General features: G+C 39.1%; 19 protein-coding genes and 1 tRNA gene. 16 read left to right on the forward strand and 4 right to left on the reverse strand.

Annotation, left to right across the window (positions count from 1 at the left end; translation table 11 throughout):
* The first annotated feature begins 89 nt into the window (after window positions 1-89).
* From dapF to QVD32_RS05330, 8 genes are all read left to right on the forward strand, one after another.
* Window positions 90-929, forward strand: a complete 840-nt coding sequence (gene dapF, locus QVD32_RS05300; protein ID WP_021892576.1) for a diaminopimelate epimerase — start codon at window positions 90-92, stop codon at window positions 927-929.
* Window positions 930-934: 5 nt separating this feature from the next.
* On the forward strand, window positions 935-2170 hold the full coding sequence (locus QVD32_RS05305) for an LL-diaminopimelate aminotransferase (RefSeq protein WP_021892577.1): 1236 nt from the start codon (window positions 935-937) through the stop codon (window positions 2168-2170).
* 39 nt (window positions 2171-2209) lie between these two features.
* The gene (locus QVD32_RS05310) at window positions 2210-4399 is read left to right on the forward strand and encodes a glutamine synthetase III family protein (RefSeq protein WP_021892578.1); all 2190 of its coding nucleotides are present in this window, start codon (window positions 2210-2212) and stop codon (window positions 4397-4399) included.
* 107 nt (window positions 4400-4506) lie between these two features.
* The gene (locus QVD32_RS05315) at window positions 4507-6399 is read left to right on the forward strand and encodes an amidophosphoribosyltransferase (protein WP_021892579.1); all 1893 of its coding nucleotides are present in this window, start codon (window positions 4507-4509) and stop codon (window positions 6397-6399) included.
* A gap of 181 nt (window positions 6400-6580) precedes the next feature.
* A complete protein-coding gene (feoB, locus tag QVD32_RS05320) occupies window positions 6581-8989 on the forward strand; it encodes a ferrous iron transport protein B (RefSeq protein ID WP_021892580.1) in 2409 nt (802 codons plus the stop codon).
* 175 nt (window positions 8990-9164) lie between these two features.
* Window positions 9165-9626, forward strand: a complete 462-nt coding sequence (locus QVD32_RS05325) for a DUF3267 domain-containing protein (protein ID WP_195242054.1) — start codon at window positions 9165-9167, stop codon at window positions 9624-9626.
* 3 nt (window positions 9627-9629) lie between these two features.
* Window positions 9630-9797, forward strand: coding sequence for a FeoB-associated Cys-rich membrane protein (locus QVD32_RS13265; RefSeq protein WP_118687180.1), 168 nt, complete (start codon window positions 9630-9632; stop codon window positions 9795-9797).
* Between the two features lie 76 nt (window positions 9798-9873).
* Window positions 9874-9944: transfer RNA gene (locus tag QVD32_RS05330), tRNA-Cys, on the forward strand.
* A gap of 40 nt (window positions 9945-9984) precedes the next feature.
* Here QVD32_RS05330 and QVD32_RS05335 read toward each other — a convergent pair.
* Together QVD32_RS05335 and QVD32_RS05340 are read right to left on the reverse strand one after the other, a co-directional pair.
* Complete coding sequence (locus QVD32_RS05335; protein ID WP_118687181.1) at window positions 9985-10296, reverse strand: MGMT family protein; 312 nt, start codon at window positions 10294-10296, stop codon at window positions 9985-9987.
* Between the two features lie 8 nt (window positions 10297-10304).
* Window positions 10305-10754, reverse strand: a complete 450-nt coding sequence (locus tag QVD32_RS05340) for a type I restriction enzyme HsdR N-terminal domain-containing protein (protein ID WP_118687182.1) — start codon at window positions 10752-10754, stop codon at window positions 10305-10307.
* Between the two features lie 62 nt (window positions 10755-10816).
* Between QVD32_RS05340 and QVD32_RS05345 the strand changes: the two genes are divergently transcribed.
* Entirely contained in the window at window positions 10817-11596 is a 780-nt protein-coding gene (locus QVD32_RS05345) for an AMP nucleosidase (protein WP_008862060.1), read from the forward strand.
* 2 nt (window positions 11597-11598) lie between these two features.
* Window positions 11599-12624: a DNA polymerase III subunit delta gene (gene holA / locus QVD32_RS05350; RefSeq protein ID WP_008862059.1), complete on the forward strand. Its 1026-nt coding sequence runs from the start codon at window positions 11599-11601 to the stop codon at window positions 12622-12624.
* Here the strand turns inward: holA and QVD32_RS05355 are convergent, their stop codons facing one another.
* Entirely contained in the window at window positions 12625-13302 is a 678-nt protein-coding gene (locus QVD32_RS05355; RefSeq protein WP_118687183.1) for a porin family protein, read from the reverse strand.
* 3 nt (window positions 13303-13305) lie between these two features.
* Window positions 13306-15351 (reverse strand): LysM peptidoglycan-binding domain-containing protein, encoded by a 2046-nt coding sequence (locus QVD32_RS05360; RefSeq protein WP_118687184.1) that lies wholly within the window; start codon window positions 15349-15351, stop codon window positions 13306-13308.
* Window positions 15352-15563: 212 nt separating this feature from the next.
* Between QVD32_RS05360 and QVD32_RS05365 the strand changes: the two genes are divergently transcribed.
* The 6 genes from QVD32_RS05365 (at window position 15564) to QVD32_RS05390 (ending at window position 23695) form a co-directional block, all read left to right on the forward strand.
* The gene (locus QVD32_RS05365) at window positions 15564-16880 is read left to right on the forward strand and encodes a T9SS type B sorting domain-containing protein (protein ID WP_118687186.1); all 1317 of its coding nucleotides are present in this window, start codon (window positions 15564-15566) and stop codon (window positions 16878-16880) included.
* Between the two features lie 52 nt (window positions 16881-16932).
* Window positions 16933-17841 carry a lytic transglycosylase domain-containing protein gene (locus QVD32_RS05370; protein WP_229033622.1) on the forward strand — a complete coding sequence of 303 codons (909 nt, stop codon included), beginning with the start codon at window positions 16933-16935 and terminating at the stop codon, window positions 17839-17841.
* Window positions 17838-20657: an excinuclease ABC subunit UvrA gene (gene uvrA / locus QVD32_RS05375; RefSeq protein ID WP_118687187.1), complete on the forward strand. Its 2820-nt coding sequence runs from the start codon at window positions 17838-17840 to the stop codon at window positions 20655-20657. The genes QVD32_RS05370 and uvrA overlap by 4 nt, the downstream gene beginning before the upstream one ends.
* 716 nt (window positions 20658-21373) lie before the next feature.
* A complete protein-coding gene (locus QVD32_RS05380) occupies window positions 21374-21910 on the forward strand; it encodes a helix-turn-helix domain-containing protein (RefSeq protein ID WP_118687188.1) in 537 nt (178 codons plus the stop codon).
* A 103-nt stretch (window positions 21911-22013) separates the two neighbouring features.
* Window positions 22014-22793 (forward strand): dihydroorotate dehydrogenase electron transfer subunit, encoded by a 780-nt coding sequence (locus QVD32_RS05385; protein ID WP_008862051.1) that lies wholly within the window; start codon window positions 22014-22016, stop codon window positions 22791-22793.
* Entirely contained in the window at window positions 22781-23695 is a 915-nt protein-coding gene (locus tag QVD32_RS05390; protein ID WP_021892591.1) for a dihydroorotate dehydrogenase, read from the forward strand. Before QVD32_RS05385 ends, QVD32_RS05390 begins: the two co-directional genes overlap by 13 nt.
* Window positions 23696-23747: the final 52 nt, after the last annotated feature.

Here is a 23747-nt window from a genome sequence, read left to right on the forward strand (position 1 = left end):
ATCATATTTATCAAAACGACTATTTTTGTCTCAAAACAACTACAATTAGTTCTTAAAAGCTAAATTGTAGTATCAAAAAGAATGCTCTTATGAGATTCACAAAAATGCAGGGTGCAGGTAATGATTATATTTATCTGAATGGTTTCGAGAAATTACCGGCAGATTTAAGTGCATTATCTCGACGAATGAGTGACAGGCACTTCGGCATTGGAGCCGATGGGATAGTTGTTATTATGCCCTCAGATCATTGTGATTTTCGAATGAGAATGTTCAATGCAGATGGTACAGAAGCAGAAATGTGTGGAAACGCCTCTCGGTGTATAGGGAAATATGTCTATGACAAAGGACTGACTTCCAAAACCCAATTGACTCTTGAAACGCTGGCTGGAATTAAGCACCTGATTTTAGATGTAAAAAATGGAACCGTAAATAGGGTTTCTGTCGATATGGGAAATCCTATCCTATCTGCCCCGAAAATTCCTGTAAATACATCTTTGAGTGAAATTATATCTTATCCGTTAGAGATAGAGAATAATACATTCAATATAACTTGTGTTTCGATGGGAAACCCTCACACCGTCATTTTTCTCAATGAGATGGAGCGATACGACTTACATCATATAGGAGCGCTCATAGAACACCATGAACTGTTTCCTAAAAGAACCAATGTCGAGTTTGTAGAAATTTTATCTCCCGACCATTTAAAAATGAGAGTTTGGGAGCGTGGAACGGGCGAAACCCTCGCTTGTGGAACCGGAGCTTGTGCTTCGTTAGTCGCTGCTGTCCTAAATGGGAAGGCTAATAGAAAAGCTGTATTACACTTGTTAGGTGGAAATCTGGATATTGAGTGGAATGAAAAGAATGATAGAGTTTATATGACAGGAGAGGCCGTTACGGTTTTTGAAGGAGAATGGAACAATAATATATAGGAAAAATGGCATTAATCAATGAAAATTTCTTAAAGTTGCCCGAAAGCTATCTCTTCTCCGATATAAAAAAGAAGGTCGAAGCATTCAAGCATCTTCACCCCGACGCTAATATTATCAGTTTGGGCATAGGCGATGTAACGCGCCCGATTGCACCGGTTGTAATAGAAGCCCTGCATGCTGCCGTTGATGAAATGGGCGATTCGAAAACATTCAGGGGGTACGGACCGGAACAAGGGTACGACTTCTTACAGAAAAAAATTATTGAAAACGATTATATACATCGGGGAGTCGACTTAGCCCCCGACGAAATTTTTATTAGCGACGGAGCCAAAAGCGATATCGGAAACATCGGGGATATTCTGAGTATGCAAAATAGGGTGGCCGTAACCGATCCCGTTTATCCGGTATATATAGATACCAACGTGATGGGAGGTCGAGCCGGAAATATAGCGAAAGACGGACAGCACTGGGATAATATCATTTATATACCTTGCACATCTGAGAACAATTTTATTCCTGAACCTCCTTCGGTACGTCCCGACATTATATATCTGTGTTATCCCAATAATCCAACAGGAACCACATTGTCAAAAAACGAATTAAAAAAATGGGTAAACTATGCTCTTGAAAATGAAACACTCATATTATTTGACTCTGCTTATGAAGCTTATATTCATGACGAGGGTATACCGCACAGCATCTATGAAATAAAAGATGCCAAACGAGTGGCCATAGAATTTCGCAGTTTCTCAAAAACGGCCGGATTCACAGGCCTACGATGTGGATATACAGTTGTCCCGAAAGAATTAAAATTGTACGATACTTCTAAAAAGAGAATAAATATCAACCGTTTATGGAATAGACGCCAGACCACAAAGTTCAATGGGGCATCGTATATTGTACAGCGGGCTGCCGAAGCTATTTACAGTCCGGTCGGTAAAATACAAATACAAGAATCTATCGACTATTATATGCGTAATGCCAGCCTTTTGAAAGATTGTCTTCAAAAGGTCGGATTACAGATTTATGGTGGAGATAATGCCCCATATATTTGGGTAAAGACTCCTAATGAATTATCTTCGTGGAAATTTTTCGATCGATTGCTTTGTGAATGTCATATCGTAGGCACTCCCGGAGTAGGATTCGGCCCGTCGGGGGAGGGATATTTCCGATTAACGGCTTTTGGCAGATATGAAGATACGATAGAATCGATTTCACGAATTCAAAATTGGAAGTTGTAACGAAAAGAAAAATATCAAACCAATCTAATAAGTTCAATTATGTCAATGCTAAGATTTAAGGTAGCAAAGGAAGCATTCAGCCGGAAAGCAGTTCCTGTTAATGAACCCAAAGAACGGCCTTCTGAATATTTCGGGAAATATGTCTTCAACCGGGAAAAGATGTTTAAATACTTACCTAAAAAGACGTACGAAGCAGTTATAGAAGCGATAGACAACAGTACCCCATTGAGTAGAGAGGTGGCAGATAGTGTCGCTGCCGGTATGAGGAAATGGGCCCTTGAAATGGGGGCTACCCACTATACACATTGGTTTCACCCGCTTACAGACGGTACGGCTGAAAAGCACGACTCCTTTATCGAGCATGACGGGAAAGGCGGAGTAGTCGAGGAGTTCTCGGGAAAATTGTTAATTCAACAAGAACCCGATGCTTCGAGTTTTCCGAATGGCGGTATCCGCAATACTTTCGAAGCTCGGGGATATTCGGCATGGGATATATCTTCTCCTGCATTCATTCTCGATAAAACATTGTGTATTCCTACCATATTTATATCCTATACGGGGGAATCTCTCGATTATAAAACACCGCTATTAAAAGCATTGAATAGCGTAAACAAAGCGGCAACAGCCGTATGTGGATATTTCGACAAAAATGTAAAACACGTCTATTCCTATTTGGGTTGGGAACAGGAATATTTTTTGGTAGATGAAAGTTTGTATGCGGCTCGTCCCGATTTGGTACTTACCGGTCGAACTCTCATGGGACACGAAAGTGCCAAAAATCAACAATTGGAAGATCACTATTTCGGGGCTATACCTTCACGAGTAGAAGCTTTCATGCAAGACCTCGAAATCGAGTGTCACATGTTGGGTATCCCGGTTAAAACCTGTCATAATGAAGTTGCGCCCAATCAATTCGAAGTTGCCCCTATTTTTGAAGAGACCAATTTGGCCAACGATCACAATTTGTTGTTGATGTCGGTAATGAGAGAAGTTGCCCGTCGGCACAATTTCAGAGTTCTTCTCCACGAAAAACCATTCAAAGGAGTTAACGGATCGGGGAAGCATAATAACTGGTCGTTGGGGACAGATACCGGCGTATTGCTTTTTGCTCCGGGGAAAACCCAGAAAGAGAATTTACAATTTATCACATTTATAGTTAATGTGATGGCCGCCGTTTATAAATATAACGGATTATTGAAAGCAAGTATATCGTCTGCGACTAATGGACATCGTTTAGGGGCCAATGAAGCGCCACCGGCTATTATTTCCATTTTCATGGGAAAACAGATCAGCGAGGTTTTAGAAAAGTTGGCAGAAAGTACATCAGATGACGTTTTGAACATGAGCGGTAAGTCGGGATTAAAATTAGATGTCGCTCAAATACCTGAAATTCTAATGGATAACACCGACCGTAACAGAACTTCGCCCTTTGCTTTCACAGGCAATCGTTTTGAATTCCGAGCCGTCGGCTCTTCGGCGAATTGCGCTTCGGCAATGATCGCATTAAATGCGGCGGTAGCCTATCAATTGCAAGACTTTAAGAAAAAAGTTGATGCTCTTATTGCCAACGGTAAAGAGAAAACCCAAGCCATACTTTCGGTTGTAAAAGATTTAATAACAGAAAGTAAAGATATTTGTTTCGATGGAAACGGATATAGTGAAGAGTGGAAGGAGGAAGCCAAGCGCCGAGGTTTGGATTGCGAGACCAGTGTCCCTTTAATTTTCGACTGCTATTTGAAAGACGATGTGGTGAAAATGTTTGAACAAACGCATGTCTTTACGCAAGTCGAGCTACAAGCACGCAATGAAGTAAAATGGGAAATATATACAAAGAAAATACAGATAGAAGCCCGTGTATTAGGCGATTTGGCTATCAATCATATTGTTCCGGTGGCAACTCGTTACCAATCTCTTTTACTGGATAATGTATTCAAAATAAAGAGTCTCTTCCCGGCTGAAAAAAGCGAATTGATAGCCACTCAGGATATGGAGGTCATCGAGAAAATAGCATTCCATTTGCTGACTATAAAGGAAAAAGTACATGCGATGGTCGAGGCTCGTAAGGTTGCGAATAAAATTGAAAACGAACGAGAGAAAGCCATTGCCTATCACGATACGGTTGCTCCGCAACTCGATGACATTCGTTATCATATAGATAAACTCGAATTGATGGTCGACAATGAAATGTGGCCGTTACCGAAGTATAGAGAACTACTTTTCATTCGTTGATTTTCGGGACAGTAAAATTTGAATATTATAAAATGAGCTATAACAGAAAAAATAAAAATATCGGGTTATGGCTCATTTTTGTTTCTTGATTATTGATAGAACATTATATGACAGAAATTATTAAGCATGAGTGTGGTATAGCAATGGTGCGATTGTTAAAACCGCTCTCTTATTATCAAAAAAAGTACGGTTCATATTTATATGGGTTGAACAAGTTGTATCTTTTGATGGAAAAACAGCATAATCGGGGACAAGAAGGAGCCGGTTTAGCGTGCGTAAAGTTACATGCTCGCCCAGCCGAGGAGTTTATTTACCGTGAACGTGCCATCGGAACAAGTGCAATTCAAGAAATTTTCGCAAACATAAAGGACCAAATCAAGAACACTCCTCACGATACGGCAGATGCCGACTGGGCAGCCCTACATTTACCGTTTGCCGGTGAGGTTTATATGGGGCACTTACGTTATAGTACGACAGGACGTTCAGGCTTATCTTACGTACACCCTTTTTTGAGAAGAGGAAATTGGCGATCGAGAAATTTGTTACTGTGCGGTAACTTTAATATGACTAATGTAGATGAGATTTTTAATAGTATTGTCGCACAGGGGCAACACCCGCGTAGTTACGCCGATACTTTTGTCTTGCTGGAACAAGTCGGACATGCTCTCGACATGGAGAATCAAAAGCTCTATGACCGATATAAGAAAGAAGGATTGGACGACATCGCAATAACAAAATCGATCGAGGAAAATCTTAATATTGCCGATATTCTCAAAAAACCGGCTCGAATTTGGGATGGGGGATACGTGATTTGTGGAATGACGGGCAGTGGCGATATGTTTTCATTCCGCGACCCGCACGGCATACGACCGGCGTTTTATTATGCCGATGACGAGATTGTCGTCATCGCATCTGAACGTCCGGTGATACAAACTACAATGAATCTATCCGTGGAGCAAGTCAAAGAATTACAGCCGGGAGAATGTTTGGTGGTAAACCGTAGGGGAAACATACACACAGAACAAATCCTGCCACCTCGAAATTACAGCGCCTGCTCATTCGAACGTATCTATTTTTCAAGAGGGAGCGATGTCGATATTTATAAAGAACGGAAAGAATTAGGTCGATATTTGACTTCTCAAATATTGGAAAGCATTGATTATGACTTGGAGCATACTGTATTCTCATTTATTCCGAATACGGCCGAGGTCGCTTTTTATGGTATGCTCGAAGGTCTGAATAATTATTTGAGCGAGCAAAAATTCTATATGTTGCGCAATGCTACTGCTCCATTAAACGACAGTGAGTTAAAACATATACTTTCACTCAAAGTGCGTTCTGAGAAAGTCGCCATCAAGGATATAAAACTACGGACTTTCATCGCCGAGGGAGATACAAGAGACGATTTGGCTGCACATGTATACGATATTACTTATGGAACAGTACAAGCGGACATTGATAATTTGGTTATCATAGATGACAGTATTGTTCGCGGCACGACATTAAAACAAAGTATTATAAAAATATTGGACCGATTGCATCCCAAAAAGATAATAATCGTGTCGTCTTCTCCCCAAGTTAGATTTCCAGATTGTTACGGCATCGATATGTCCCGAATGGGAGAATTTATCGCTTTCAAAGCGGCAATAGAATTACTGAACGACAGGGGAATGCAGCATATCATCGAAGATGTATACAACAAATCCAAAGCACAGCAAAATTCCCCCAAAGAACAGATAACCAACTATGTAAAAGAAATTTATGCACCTTTTACCCAAGAGGAAATATCGAAGAAAATAGCACAAATGTTAACTTCGGAAGATATTACTTCACAAGTGGAAATCATCTATCAAACATTAGAAGGGTTGCATCAAGCTATTCCTAACCACCCAGGTGACTGGTATTTTTCAGGAAACTATCCTACTCCCGGAGGAAACAGATTAGTCAATAATGCTTTTATAAATTTCGTTGAGGGAGTAGACAACAAACGACAGTTATAAATAGATTCAGACAAACGGAAATAAAGCTGGATAAAATAGAAAATTATCCTGCTTTATTTTATAGTATGCAAAAATATGTTATTATTTATACGGATTATAAATAATATACACAGAAAATAGAATAGAAATCGGAACAAATTACGAAATTTGCAATCGAAATTAACACGATAAAATTTTTAGTATGCGATTGTCCGATTTGCAAACAGGAGATAAGGCTGTTGTTGTTAAGGTATTAGGCTATGGAGCATTTCGAAAACGAATTATCGAGATGGGGTTCGTTCGGGGACAAACGGTGCTTGTCGAATTGAATGCTCCATTGAAAGATCCTATTAAATATAAAATAATGGACTATGAAATCTCTCTAAGACGCAGTGAGGCTTCATTAGTCGAAGTTATTACTCCCGAAGAAGCGAATCAACTCGAAAATCGACAGGGAGGAAAAAACAAACTAAATGTAGAAAATTGGAAAACCGAGGAAGACGACTGTATAGAAAGAGCGCTTACCCAAAGTAGTAAAACGATAAATATAGCTTTGGTCGGAAATCCCAACTGTGGAAAAACATCTTTATTCAACGTTGCCTCCGGTGCACATGAGCATGTGGGCAATTATAGCGGCGTTACGGTCGATGCTAAAAAGGGTTTTTTCGAATATAAAGGTTATCACTTCAATATATGCGATTTACCGGGTACATACTCTCTTTCGGCCTATTCTCCGGAAGAGCTATATGTTCGCCGTTATTTAAAAAATGAAATTCCCGATGTTATTGTCAATGTAGTCGTAGCCTCCAATTTGGAAAGGAATCTATATTTGACCACAGAATTAATAGATATGGATTACCGCATGGTGATTGCTCTGAATATGTTTGATGAATTGGAGCAAAGCGGTGGAAAAATCGACTATAAGCATTTGGGAAATATGATTGGAGTTCCTATTGTGCCCACCGTATCACGCTCTGGAAAAGGTGTAAATCAACTATTCGATACCATTATCGAGGTATATGAAGGCCGTGATGAGTCGGTTCGTCATGTTCATGTCGGTTTAGGGAAAGTAATCGAAAACAGTATTACCCCTCTAAAAGACTTATTAAAAAAAGACCCTACTTGTAACCGGGAGTTCTCACCTCGATATTTAGCGATTAAGATACTCGAAGGAGATACGGAAGTCAAGCGAATGCTGGAAGGCTCCGAGTCCTATCCCGAATTGATGAATATCCGCAATGCAGAAGTCGAGAAAATAGAGACAACGCTTAATGAAGACATAGAGTCGGCTATTGCCAATGAAAAGTATGGATTCATATCGGGAGCTTTGGCGGAAACATATAGACCGGGAGATAAAGAGGAAGCGAAAACGACTCGTATTATAGACTCTTTCGTCACAAATAAACTATTCGGATTTCCTATATTTATTTTCTTGATGTGGCTGATGTTCGAGGCGACCTTTTCCATCGGGGCATATCCTATGGAGTGGATCGAAAATGGAGTCGCATGGTTATCCGAAATTATAGGTAATTATATGCCTTCTGGACCATTGAAAGATCTATTGATCGATGGTATTCTCGGAGGAGTAGGAGGGGTAATAGTTTTTCTACCTAACATTTTAATACTCTATCTGTTTATTTCGTTCATGGAAGACTCTGGATATATGGCTCGGGCTGCTTTTATCATGGATAAAATCATGCACAAAATAGGGTTGCACGGAAAATCTTTTATTCCTCTTGTTATGGGATTCGGGTGTAATGTGCCAGCCATTATGGCGACCCGGACTATCGAGAGTCGCAGCAGTCGATTGATAACCATTCTTATAAACCCATTTATCTCGTGTAGTGCCAGAATACCTATTTACATTTTGTTGGTAGGTACTTTTTTCCCTCAATACGCTAGTCTGGTATTTATAGGACTGTATTTATTCGGAATTATTGTTGCGGTTATTACGGCCAAATTGATGCGTCGGTTCTTCTTTAAAGTAGATGAAACGCCCTTTGTCATGGAATTACCACCATATCGTATGCCGACAGCGAAAGCTACTTTTCGCCACATGTGGAATAAAGCCGAACAATATCTACGCAAAATGGGTGGGGTTATATTAGTTGCCTCTGTCATCGTGTGGTTTTTAAGTTACTATCCACGCCCCAAAGCCTCTTATGAAAGAGAACTTACTCCTCATGAGCAAATGGAACAACAAAGCAATTCTTATTTAGGGAAAATAGGCCAAGCTGTTACCCCACTTGTGGAACCATTGGGCTTTAATTGGAAAGTAACGACATCTTTACTTTCTGGAACAGCAGCCAAAGAATTGGTGGTAAGCACACTCGGTGTATTATACTCCGAAAGCGATGCCGACGAAACTATATCTTTGTCTCAAAAAATATCACAGCCGAATCCTGTTACGGGGATTCCCGATTTCACACCGTTAGTAGCGCTTTCCTTTATGGTATTTGTATTACTGTATTTCCCGTGTATCGCCTCTGTCATAGCAGTAGCCAAAGAAGCGGGAAGTTGGAAATGGGGGGCATTTACGGTGTTATACAATACAGGAGTAGCTTGGATCGTTTCATTTTTAGTCTATCAAATAGGACTACTAATTATTTAGTATGGATAAACAAACATTTTTGTCGTCTTATGAAAAAGACGGATATCAGGTCATTGATTCATTTATATATGACGATATAAAAACATTTTTAGAGAGAAACAAACCTCGTAAAAATCATATAATTTGGATCGTTTTCATAAGCGGGTTCTTCATACTGTTTTTTATAGGATTCGCTATGGGAAAACTATGGTCCGATTCGTTATCTTTCTCACAATTCGGGATACAGATATTGAAATGTGTCGTATTTTCTATTCTGGGTTGTGCTCTGATAATTCCGGTACATGAATTTATTCATTGGATTGCATACAAAAAAGAGGGTGCTAATGATGTACGTTTTGGAGCCATCTGGAAGTCATTTGTGTTTTATGCAGCTGCACATAATTTTGCGGCCGATTATAAAACTTTTCGACGAATAGCTCTCGCACCCTTTTATATCCTATCGGTATTATTGATACTATTGCTTTTGTCACCAGTACCTTTATGGGGAAAAATCTCGATCGCCGCAATATTATTGTTTCACATCGTTTCTTGTTCTGGAGATTTATCTATGTTATCTTATATGAAGCGATACAAACGCCGTAATGTTATTACCGTCGATGATATCGATAACCGTTTTACTTATTTTATGGAAAAATAAATTATGAATTCAACGATTCAATCTTTAATAGTAGGTGTTATCCTCTTAATAGTTGTATTTTATGTTATACATAAGATATTCAAGATGGTACGAAATCGCAAGGCGCCAACTTCTGCTTGTTGCGGGTGTAACAAGCCTTGCAAGGTCGAAAAAATAGATAAGAAAAGATAGAAAAAAATAAGCTCGAATATTGGAAAATAGAAAAATATAATATACCTTTGCACTCGCAATCACTCAAAAGAATAAAGGTTCCTTGGCCGAGTGGTTAGGCACCGGTCTGCAAAACCGTTTACGGCAGTTCGATTCTGCCAGGAACCTCTAAAAAAAGCTCACTTTCAGTGAGCTTTTTATTTTTTAATCAATCCCAAAAACGCCAAGCAAATCGTTTCATATCTACATATCCCTTTGGTGTAAACAATATTCCTTCTCGGGATAATAGTTCTTTCTGCTCAATCCAGTCGGGGACAAGTCGTCCTTGACAATTAACGACCCGATGACAAGGGATATTCAGGTTTTTAGGAACAAGTTTTAATGCTCGTCCTACCAAACGGGCATGCTGGGGATACCCCATTAAAACAGCGATACTTTTATATGTTATCACTGTTCCTGATGGAACTTGACTAACTATGTTATATACTTGTTCGTAAAAATTGTCGGGAACACAAGACATAAGCGTGGCTATAAATCCTTATACAAAGGAATATCGGGTAAAAATGTATAGCTATTGGTGGTATAATTTATATGGCAGCAATAATGTTTCATGCCATTAGAAACAAACAAATAGCTCACTTGCAATACAAGATTATATCGAACGATCTGATCGAACGTTTTTTGTGTAATCTCGACATGAGGCGCTTTATATTCCGCTATACACAATGGATTCCCGTTTCGATCATAAACAATCGTATCACATCGGCGATTACATTTGTTGAGAGTCAAAGAAATTTCATTCCCGATTAACCCGCGAGGAAATTCTTTTTGATTAACAAGGTAGGCAACAAAATGTTGCCTAACCCATTCTTCGGGAGTCAAGGTTACATATCGCCTTCTCAATTCGTCGAAAATAAGAATCTTATCTTTTTCTTGTTTTACTTTATAGGGATACGGCGGTAGATTTAACTCGATCATCTCATATTTGATATTTGTTCTTTCTAATTATTTCTGTAAATTTACTCCAAAATTACATATTTATGAAGACAAAGCAAGAAATTGTCGAGAATTGGCTACCCCGATATACCCAAAGACCCGTTAAAGATTTTACGAAGTATATATTATTGACAAATTTCTCTAAATATGTCGAAATATTCGCTACCCATTTTCATGTTCCTATTTTAGGAGAGGACAGTAATATGCCTAGTGCATCGGCCGATGGGGTGACGATTATTAATTTTGGAATGGGTAGTGCCAATGCAGCTACGGTTATGGACTTGTTAAGTGCCGTAAAACCAGAAGCCGTATTGTTTTTAGGTAAATGCGGCGGTATAAAAAAGGTAAACAAATTAGGCGATTATATTTTACCGATAGCTGCCATTCGTGGGGAAGGGACATCGAACGACTACTTTCCACCAGAAGTCCCGGCATTGCCGGCTTTCATGTTGCAACGGGCAGTTTCCACAGCCGTCAGAAATCACCATCGAGACTACTGGACCGGAACGGTTTACACGACTAACCGTCGGGTATGGGAGTTTGACGATAATTTCAAAGACTATTTACGTCGCATACGTTGTATGGCCGTCGATATGGAAACAGCTACATTGTTCTCGGTTGGATTCGCAAATCAGATTCCGGTAGGAGCATTGTTGTTGGTTTCAGACCAGCCGATGATTTCAACGGGAGTTAAAACGGAAGAAAGTGACAAAAAAATCACACGGGATTTCGTAGAAGAACATGTGTTGATAGGAGTGGAGGCTCTAAAATTAATCATAGATAAACGGACGACTGTGAAACATTTGAGATTCGACGAGGAGTAATTATGGCTAAAAAAGATACCAATCAGCATCTTGCCATTTTGCAAGACATTCGCAACAAAGTATTTAAGCCCGTTTATTTACTCATGGGCGAAGAATCGTATTATATCGACTTAATCTGTGAGACAATCATCGAAAATGCCTTGAAAGACTCGGAAAGGGATTTTAACCAAACCATTCTATACGGGGCCGATATCGACGATTTCGCCATAGTGGTCAATGCAGCAAAGCGGTTTCCCATGATGGCTGAACGACAATTGATTGTTGTTAAGGAAGCCCAGAATATCAAAGGGGTAGATAATCTTCTATATTATTTACAAAAACCGTTGATGAGCACGATCTTAGTCATTTGTCATAAAAATGGCTCGCTGAAAAACAAGAAGGTTGTCGCCGGCATTGAAAAAATAGGAGTAGTATATGAATCGAAAAAATTATATGACAATCAGTTACCGGCATTCATAAACAACTACGTAGTAGCGAAGAAACTGTCGATCGACCCCAAAGCAGCTTCTATGATGGCCGATTTTGTCGGGAATGACCTAAGCCGACTTAGTAGCGAACTTGACAAATTATCGATTTCACTTCCGGAAGGGAGTCTTCGCATTACCCCCGAAATCGTAGAACGTAATGTTGGCATCAGTAAAGATTTCAATAATTATGAATTGCTGAATGCAATCATCACCCGGAATATATTAAAAGCGACTCAAATCATACAATATTTCGAACAAAATCCCAAGAACAATCCGCTGGTTGTCACGATAAGTGTATTATTCAATTTTTTTTCAAATCTTATGCTATGCTATTTTTCGACAGACAAGTCGGAGAATGGAATTATGAACGAACTGAATCTAAGGTCTTCTTTCCAATCCAGAGATTATTTGACAGCCATGCGAGCTTACAACGCATTTAAATGTATCGACATTATCGCATTGATACGCCAGTATGATGCTCGCTCTAAGGGTATCGGCTCAGGAGCTTCGAGTAATGACGGAGATCTGCTTAAAGAATTGGTTTTTAAAATAATGCACTGATTAAAAGTGATATAAATATCCCAGTGATACCGTTATTATTTGGCTGTGGGAAGCCGCGAATACATCTTTCTTCCTGTTTTTGAATATATCTCCCAATCCATAATAGTATCGGCCTTCCAATACGATACCATGTGTTTTCTTTATACGAAACTCAATACCTGCTCCTGCGATAATACCATAATCAAATCGATGGGCTATATCCATCGTATATATTTCTTTTACCTTACTTTTTTGGCTGAACTCAGGCAAATTATAAATGTCAAAATTGCTTTTATAACTATCCCCCAATAAAAGTCCGATTTGAGGTCCCGCATTGACAAATCCACGCACGATACGATTGCCAAAGAAAAAATGAGTCAGAAATGGAATTGTCACATAATTCAACGTATGAGTATAGGTATAGGGATCTTCTTCAAAAGTTTCGTTCCAACCGCACTGAGTAAAATTGATCTCAGCAATTAACCCGAAAAATTTTTCTTCGATATAACGAACCGATACCCCGCCGGTGTAACCCAAAAGTAGCGATTGTGTTACAGTAGGAGTAAACGAAACTCTCGAAAGGGTCGTTCCACCCTTTACTCCCACTGTAAATTCAGGTTGATAATCACTTCTCTGTGCCAATCCTGATTGCAGAGACACAACTGCTATAACAAATAGTATGTATCGAAAAAGTTTCATCGTTTATTCTCTAATTTTCCTGATTGTGAAATTAGGTGTAAAATTGATGAAATAAAAAGATTTATTGATAAAGCCACTCCAATTGTTTACACGTTGAAATGAAAAATCGGTTTGTATGCGATCGATCGAAGGCCGAATATCCTGTGACGCAAAATTCTTCCCATGTTCCCGTATAGCCGAAAGGAAATATATTCCGGTATCGAATCCTAATAAAGCATATTGAGGGCTGGCATTTATCATATCCTTATTATACCAATAAAGGAATCGTTTGTGAAACGTCTTAGTATCTTCCTCGAACGGATTGGCATAGAACCGGGAATATAAATAAGTATTTAGTTTATAAAATTCGTTCAGATATTCAGGAACCTGTGTCAGCCATTCCGGGTATCCGAAAAGTGCAATATCCAAATCTGCTCTTTTTTCTTTCAACGATTCAATAGGCGCTACAATTAAAGAAAGAACCTTCTTTTTGGCCGAGGTAGGTACAAATACAATCCCGCTTGCATCTGCCAATATAGAATCTTGATCTAATAGGTTCAACTCATTACCGAACTTTATTTCGTGATAAGCGATATGAGCTCGATTCAATTCTTCTTTCAGACCGCCGATAAAATCTCTTTTGTCGGGTTCTTCCGGTGTATGAGATAAAAATACGACTTTCCGATTTCCCAAATAACGGATAAATCTGTCAGCAGCTTCTGCATATAAATAGGAATGAGGAATATTGGTTTGGAATACTTTTGCATTGTGCGAAACCTCCTCGTTTTTAAGCGAAAAAGTATTAACGACATTTATATCGTTAGCCAGTCCGAAATCAGCGATTAACTTTATATGACTGTCATTTTCAGGAGCGATAATCAAATCCATTTCTTTTAATATCGGATCTGAAAGAATACGACGAACCGTTGATTCGGACTCTTCGGAATCGTACGCATATACATTGATAGAGGCCCCTTGACGTTTAAGGCTGTCTACTGCCATTAAAAAACCCTGATAATACTCGGTATATAAACAAGCTTTCGTATCGGGAGACGACTGTCGCAACATGAACGGTAGTATAACCGCGACATTGATTACCCCCTTCTTGTCGCTTTTATATAACTTATTGTATATATTATTGATTTCTGCATTCGTGATAGGATTTTCAGCAGTAACTGTATTGTACTCTATTCCTGCGGGAATATTTATTATATCGTCTTGCTTTATTTGTTTTATGTTCGGATTGCATTTCTTTATCTCTTCAACAGTCGTTCCAAACTTTTTTGAGATACTATATAAAGTCTCCTTTTTCCTTACTTTATATTCCGTATACAACTGTTTGGGCTCTATCGTAACATTTAATTCTTTCGTATCGGGAGTTATGCGTATCACGGAACCCTTCTTCATATGAGTAGGGGAAATACCGGGATTAAGTTTCAAAATAGTCTCTATGTCAACATCATATCTTTTTGATATAGAGAATAAAGTTTCTCCGTCGGCAATCGTATGATAGACATATTCATTCGAGGTCCCGTTCGAAGAATCCTCTACAACTTCACTATCGGCGGTATTCATTGCTGTTTGAGTGTCCTTTTGTACAAGAGGAATAGATTGTTTCTCAGGTTTTTGATAACGTTGTGGAATCTTTAAAGTCGCACCGGCTTTTATTCCACGTTCAGAACCCGGATTAAGTGCAATAATGCTTCTAATAGGAACTTTATAAGTCTTTGAAATAGAATACAGGGATTCTCCCCGTACGATTGTATGTTCAAATGTGCTTTCGATTTCCGGTTCAGAATCTTGTTTATTCACGCCCTTATTTGTCGGAATCATGAGCAGCTGTCCTTTTTTTAAGCCATTTTTAGCGGCAGGATTATAGCGAATAATTTCCTCCTGAGAAATACCGAATTTATGAGATAAAATATAAAATCCCTCCGACGGGTTAACCTTATAAATATAAAATTCTTTCCCGTCTATAACCTTTGTTTGTAAATTCTCCGTCTGAGCAGACAACAAAAAAGTAAAGGCAAAACAAAATAATAGAGCTATGGTTATTCGATTATATTTCATATTTTCAAATCGTTATCTTTTATATACAAACTTGATATACAAGAAACAAAAGTATATAAAAATATCGTTAGTTGCAAACCCAATCGAGATTATGGAAATCATATCATCATTTCTCTCTCGGAAACGAGATTATTGGGAAATTTTAAATTCAAGATACAAACACGATTACTTGAAAAATTGTAACTTTGTCATTCATTATTATTTGGATAAATATGCGTAGATACCTGCTATTTTTCGCGTGCATCATTACAATCGGTGAGTTATATGCTCAACAAATTACCGTATCGGGAGGGGGAAGACCTGCCTATAACCATACGCCAGAGATTAGTACCGGTTTAACAGGTGGTGTTTTTGTGATATATTCGCTAAATAACGCAACGATCGAATTTTCGGGGGAAGATGATTATCCCATTTCTTGGCGCCTATTCAGGGAAAACGGTGCAGCATCGTCTACCCCGATAAGTGGAGCTATACAAAACGGGAACATTTCTACATTGAATATTTCGGAAGCCGATTGTGGATATATAATTGAACAAAATGGAGAGAGTTATTATTTATGGATAATCGATTATTCCCAATCTCCTTTGATTCTTAATGCTGTTTCTACATCAAATGAAGAAGGTCAGTGCGATATGACCACATTAATGCTAGATGGGGAAGGGAAAAAGCTCAATTACTACTCGACCAATGGAGCCCCTAAATCGCTACGCCGTGAGCTCACGGTTAGTTATATGAGTTTGACATGGGATAAAGAGTCTCTGGCATATACCCAAACATTCCAGACTGAAACGGTGTATGACTTTTCTTCTTCTATCCAAGTACCGTCTCCTCTCTGTAATACCGATTTTACAGTAACAGGAGATCAGATATTGAATTATTGGGGTCTGTCGCAGACGGCATCGACCGAGGAATATATAACATCGGCGATAGGGGTGACAGCGACGGCAGAACAAACATATCGGGAAGATGCCACGAACGAAGACGATAGACATCCCACCGATTATTTGGGAGGGTCTGCACCGGCCGAGATCGAATTCAAAGCTTATGTAACGGATGCTGTTACTCATATCGAATGGGAATTCTCGGACAAGGAGGACTTTTCAAATACAATTGCCCGGTATAACGATGAAACCTTATGGTACACTTTCAGAGACGAGGGTGTCACTTATGTTCGCTTAGTCGCCAGTAATAGTACCGCTACATGTCAGGCATACAGCGAGACATTCACCATAAATATCGGAGAACCTCGTTTGGAAGCACCAAACGTTTTTTCACCGGGAACAAGCCCCGGAGTTAACGACGAATGGAAAGTAGCTTATAAATCGATCGTTAGTTTTAAATGTTGGATATTCAATAAATGGGGAGTTCAAATGTTTTACTTCGATAGCCCCGATCAAGGCTGGGACGGAAAGTATCGTGGCAAATATGTAGACCCGGGAGTATATTATTATGTAATAGAAGCAAAGGGGGCAAACAATAAAAAGATGAAATTAAAGGGACACATCAATATATTACGTCCTAAAAATTAATGGATATAAGTAAATGACGCCAAAGAGGTATTTTTTTATTGTACTGTTATTTTTGTATACACCGCTGTTCATTAAAGGGTATGCAAATACGACAAAAGAATTTTCCGATGTAATCGTTCCCGAATTTCCACTACAAGTGAAATTCGCAAATGAGCTTGTAGATCTGGATCGTCTGGATATGTATGAACGATTCGACAGGGAACTCACCACGCTATGTTATATGCACTCGTCTACATCATTAGCCATAAAACGAGCCAACCGATATTTTCCCATATTGGAACCTATATTGAAAGAAGAGAAAGTCCCGACCGATTTTTTATATTTGGCCGTTATTGAAAGTACCTTGAATCCAAGAGCCGTTTCACCGGCAAAAGCCGTTGGTATCTGGCAAATTATGCCTCGTACGGGAAGAGAATATGGACTAGAAGTAAATAACGATATAGACGAACGCTATCATATAGAAAAGTCCACTCGCGCAGCCTGCAAATATTTGAAAGATGCTTATGAAAAATACGGTAGTTGGACGACTGTCGCAGCATCTTATAATGCCGGTATGGGACGTATATCGACCGAATTGGAAAAACAGCTGGCCGATCGATCGTTCGATTTATGGTTAAACGAAGAAACATCTCGTTATGTATTTCGCATTTTAGCCATGAAAGAAATATTTTCTTCTCCGGCAAAATATGGATACAAACTAAAAGCCAAACAACTCTATCAACCAATCAGATATTCGGAAATAAAAGTAGATACCACGATTAACGACCTAGCCGTATTCGCTCAATCTAAGGGCGTTTCTTATGCCCAATTAAAAGAAGCCAACCCGTGGCTTCGTTCCCGTTTCTTACCGGATAAGTCCAGAAAAGTTTACTATATAAAAATACCGATGAAAGACGATTTGTATTATACGAAACGTAAATTTACTACTTATAAAAAAGAGTGGGTGATCGACAAAAAATGAAAGCAGAAGAACAAATTGAAGTATATGGGGCTCGTGTCCATAATCTTAAAAATATAGACGTCAATATTCCTCGGAACAGTCTCACCGTTATTACAGGATTAAGCGGCAGCGGCAAATCGTCATTGGCATTCGATACTATTTTTGCCGAAGGGCAAAGGCGTTACATTGAGACCTTTACAGCATACGCACGGAATATGCTCGGAGGTATGGAGCGCCCAGATGTAGATAAAATAACCGGATTGAGTCCTGTTATTTCCATAGAACAAAAAACGACGAATAAAAACCCTCGTTCGACCGTAGGGACAACAACGGAGATATTCGATTTCTTTCGGTTGCTGTTTGCGAGGGCAGGGGAAGCATACTCTTATTTATCGGGGGAAAAAATGGTTCGTTATACCGAGGAGAAAATCATTTCTCTGATAATGGACCTATACCAGAATAAGAAAACTTATATCCTCGCTCCATTGGTTCGTAACCGTAAGGGTCATTATAAAGATTTGTTCGAGCAAGTTCGGAGAAAAGGTTATTTGACGGTCAGAATCGACGGAGAGCTACGGGAAATAACGCATGGAATGAAACTCGACCGTTATAAAAACCACAGCATCGAACTGGTAATCGACAAACTGATCGTAGATAAAGACGATGAACGGCGTTTGCAGGAAAGTGTCAAGACTGCGATGAAACAAGGAGATGGCCAACTGATGGTTCTCGATGCAGAGACACAAGAAATAAGACATTACAGCCGGACATTGATGGACCCGCAAACCGGGTTGTCTTATAGTGAACCGGCTCCTCATAGCTTTTCATTCAATTCCCCACAAGGTGCTTGCCCGAAATGTAAGGGGCTGGGATATGTCAATATAATTGACAAAAACAAAATTATCCCGAATGACGAAAAATCCATCTATGAAGGAGGAATCGTTCCGCTTGGCAAATATAAAAATTCGTTGATATTTTGGCAAATCGCCGCAATTTGTGAAAAATACGACAGTAGTTTGAAAACCCCTATCAAAAATCTTCCGGAAGAAGCGTTGGACGATATACTGAACGGAACAGACGAGCGTTTGCAAATTAAAAATGAATCGCTGGGAACCTCGAACTATTTTTTATCGTTCGACGGTCTGATAAAATATATAGAAATTCAACAGCAAAGCGACGCTTCATCGCAAGCTCAAAAATGGGCCGGACAATTCGTCACGACAGCTACATGCCCGCTATGCGAAGGACATCGCCTGAACAAGGAGGCTTTACATTACAAAATCGCAGGAAAAAATATTGCCGATCTAGCCGATATGGATATTTCGGAATTATACGAGTGGGTAAATCATGTAGAGGAATATTTATCTTCTCAGCAACGTAAAATTGCGGCCGAGATTCTCAAAGAAATACGTAACAGACTCCATTTCCTCGTCGATGTGGGCTTGGATTACTTATCCCTGAACAGAGCTTCTGCCACATTGTCGGGTGGAGAAAGCCAACGGATAAGATTAGCGACTCAAATAGGATCTCAATTGGTTAATGTCCTTTATATTCTCGATGAACCCAGTATAGGACTTCATCAACGGGATAACACCCGATTGATTCAGTCTTTAAAAGAATTAAGGGATATGGGGAATTCGATTATTGTGGTAGAACACGATAAGGAAATGATGCTCGAAGCCGATTATATTGTAGACTTGGGGCCTCGGGCTGGACGGCTGGGAGGAAATATCGTTTTCGCCGGTACGCCGAAAGAAATGTTGAAAACCGACACTCTTACGGCTCGATACCTTACCGGTAAAAAAGAAATCGAATTTGCCTCCCAAAGGAGAACAGGAAACGGAAAAAAGATAATACTATCAGGAGCTACCGGAAATAATCTAAAAAATGTGACCGTCGAATTTCCTCTGGGAAAATTCATTTGTATCACAGGAGTTTCGGGTAGTGGTAAATCAAGTTTGATTAACGGGACTTTGCAACCTATCATTAGTCAAAAATTTTATCGTTCTTTGCAAAATCCGTTACCCTATGAGAAAATAGAAGGATTGGAAAACATCGATAAAATCGTAACGGTCGACCAATCGCCGCTGGGTCGAACGCCTCGATCGAATCCGGCCACTTATACCGGTGTTTTTGCCGACATACGCAACGTGTTCGTCGAATTGCCGGAAGCCAAAATCCGAGGTTATAAACCGGGGAGATTCTCGTTCAATATTCCGGGAGGACGTTGCGAGGTTTGCGGAGGAAATGGATATAAGACTATCGAAATGAATTTCCTGCCCGATGTACTCGTGCCTTGTGAAGCCTGTCATGGGAAACGATACAATAGAGAAACCCTTGAAGTAAGATTTAAAGGAAAATCTATTGCCGACGTTTTGGACATGACCATCAATCAAGCCGTAGAATTTTTTGAAAATATACCCTCTATTATTTCTAAAATTAAAGTTTTACAGGACGTTGGTCTCGGATACATTAAACTGGGGCAGCCGTCTACGACATTATCAGGAGGGGAGAGTCAACGGGTAAAACTGGCTGCGGAACTTTCAAAAAGAGATACGGGTAAAACTCTCTATATACTGGACGAACCTACCACAGGTTTACATTTCGAAGATATTCGAGTATTGCTCTCTGTATTGAACCGGTTGGTAGATAAAGGCAATACCGTGATAGTCATTGAGCACAATCTGGATATAATCAAATGTGCCGACCACATTATCGATATGGGACCGGAAGGCGGTAAAAATGGAGGATATGTTTTAACGACGGGTACTCCGGAAGAAGTTTGTGTACAGGATACTTTTACGGCTCGTTATTTAAAGGCGGAATTAAAGATATAAGAAAAACGACATATTACGATTTTGAAAGATAGAAAAGGGCTCAAAGTATAAAATTTGGACCCTTTTTTTACACTATTTACAGTTGTAATATATTTTGAATCAATAATATAAATCTATTTCGAATAGGATTTAAAGGGCTTATAATTCTCATATTTTTGAACAAGATTACATCTGTACTAGAAAAATAAAATCTCGTGAAGTTGAGTTATAAATCAGCTTGCAGTTTACATTTGTAATTCATAACTGCTGTTTACAAATGTGACACACAAAACAAAATCACACAAAATAAAAATCTGTAACTCATAAAGGGTAGGGGCGTTACATTTGCATATCCACCAAGTGCAGAGATATATAAACAATTATTATATCTACAATATATATAATACAAATAATTAAAAACCAACGTTTTAATATGTTTAATGTAAAGTATATTCGAGGTATAACTTCGAATTTCGAACGATACACGCAGGCTGTTTTTTATATATAACAAATAAAATATTGATTTCTAAATAATTATATATATAAATGTAAAATAATACTTTTAATAAATATTCTTATTGGTAAACAATGAAGGCTATTTACGAAGTATACCTCATGTTGTTTTATTTGCATTTGTAAATCACACAATTTACAAAACAAACTTGTGTTTTTTATTTATTCTTGTTACATTTGTAAACTATAATTTTATTATTACGAATCTATTTACACCCCTAAAAATGGAAGAAAATGAAGCTCTAATTGTTGCCGAAAGAATGAAAAGTTTTATCGAGTATAAGGGTATATCTGTTACTCAATTTGCCGATGCAACTAAGATACAGAGATCTTCAATGTCTCAAATTTTGGGTGGACGAAATCAGAAGATCAGTATCAATACCATTGGGAAGATACATTCTGCCTATCCCGACTTATCTATCTATTGGCTGTTATATGGAACAGGCCCTATGATTTTGACGGCGACAATACCTCCGGCCGAAAACATTACCTCACCCTCCAAAGAATTTTCAACATCTTTATTTCCCGAGGAGAATGAAATAAAACCGGACGAATATACAGCTCCTTCAAAATATTCGAGGGAAAATGACTCTAATATTCATCAAAAGCAGGACCATAAACTTGAAAATGAAGAAATAACAAACTTAAAAGCACCATTTTTCGAGCCATCGGAACAGGTCGTAAAAAATAAAAAAGCAACTAAAATCATGATTTTCTACTCCGATAATACGTTCGAGACATTTTCCCCGGACAATGAATAACTCGTCTTTATCTTTTAAAGGAGAAATAAAACGATTGCATAATCCGATAAACTTTTGCTTCGCTTTTGGGTTTATACTATCTTTGTTCAGCTAAAATAATTTTATGAAAAAATATATTCTTGACTTTCGGGTTGTTGAAAACACAAAACTGCACGATAATTATGCTCTTTTGAAATTGAAACCCGATAATAATGAACCGTTGCCCGATATGTTACCCGGGCAGTTTGTCGAGGTTCGTGTAGACCGGTCTCCCGGTACATTTTTAAGGCGTCCGATTTCTATCAATTTCGTCGATTCAACTCGCAATGAGCTATGGCTATTGATAAGAAAAGCCGGTGAAGGAACTCGGACTTTATGCGATTTGAAACAAGGAGATAGTATTAATTTGGTTTTACCATTGGGTAATACATTCAGTTTACCCGATGAAACAGATTCGAATATATTGCTTATCGGAGGAGGCGTTGGAATAGCCCCGATGCTGTATTGGGGCAAATACTTAAAAGAACGGAATTATACCCCCAAATTTTTGTTAGGATTCCGTTCAGACAAGGATATACTGCAATATGAAATGTTTCGGCAGTTTGGAGATGTATATATTTCCACAGAAGACGGCTCTTTGGGCGAAAAAGGATTCGTGACTCAGCACTCCTTGTTAAATAGTAAACTCGATAAGCTGTATGTTTGCGGCCCGAAACCCATGATGGTAGCCGTCGCCCGATTTGCTCATGAACGAAACATATCCTGTGAAGTATCTCTCGAAAATATGATGGCCTGTGGCGTAGGCGCATGTCTCTGTTGCGTAGAAGATACGATCGAAGGCAATACTTGTGTATGTAAGGAAGGTCCTATCTTTAATATAGAAAAACTAAAATGGCAGATTTAAAAGTAAATATAGGTGGATTGCTTTTGAAGAATCCCGTAATGACGGCATCGGGAACATTCGGCTACGGCGAAGAATTTGCCGATTTCGTCGATTTATCTCGGCTGGGAGGAGTCATTGTAAAAGGAACGACGCTGCATCATAGAGAAGGCAACCCGTATCCACGTATGGCCGAAACGCCTTCGGGAATGCTCAACGCAGTAGGATTACAAAACAAAGGTGTCAATTACTTCATCGAAAATATATATCCTCGCATAAAAGATATCGATACCCATTTCTTGGTAAATGTATCGGGATCCTCAATAGAAGACTACGCCGTCACGGCAGAGAAAATCGCTGCATTGGACAAGATTCCGGGAATTGAGTTAAATATCTCTTGCCCGAATGTAAAAGAGGGTGGAATGGCTTTCGGGACAAGCTGCCAAAGTGCTGCCGCTGTGGTAAAAGCTGTGCGTGCAGTTTATCCTAAAACTTTGATTGTCAAACTTTCGCCAAACGTTACCGATATTACCGAGATAGCCCGAGCAGTCGAGGCCGAAGGCGCCGATGCTGTGTCCCTGATCAATACTCTGTTGGGTATGGCTATTGATTCAAATCGTCGCAGACCGGTACTCTCTACAATTACAGGGGGATTATCCGGTGCATGTGTTAAGCCCATCGCATTGCGTATGGTTTGGCAAACTTACCATGCCGTAAAAATCCCTATTGTAGGGTTGGGAGGAATCATGAACGCCACCGATGCCGTTGAATTTATATTGGCCGGTGCATCTGCCATAGAGGTCGGAACAGCTAACTTCATAGATCCTCAAATAACTGAAAAAATAGCGGACGGAATAGACGAATATCTCGATAGGAACAACATTGCATCCGTAAAAGAGCTTATCGGAGGTTTGATTTGTAATTAATTTATTATCAATAGTATAAAAATAGCGAATGTGGATTGTGCCATCTAATACA

Source organism: Barnesiella sp. (genome assembly GCF_022723415.1).
GTDB lineage: Bacteria > Bacteroidota > Bacteroidia > Bacteroidales > Barnesiellaceae > Barnesiella > Barnesiella intestinihominis.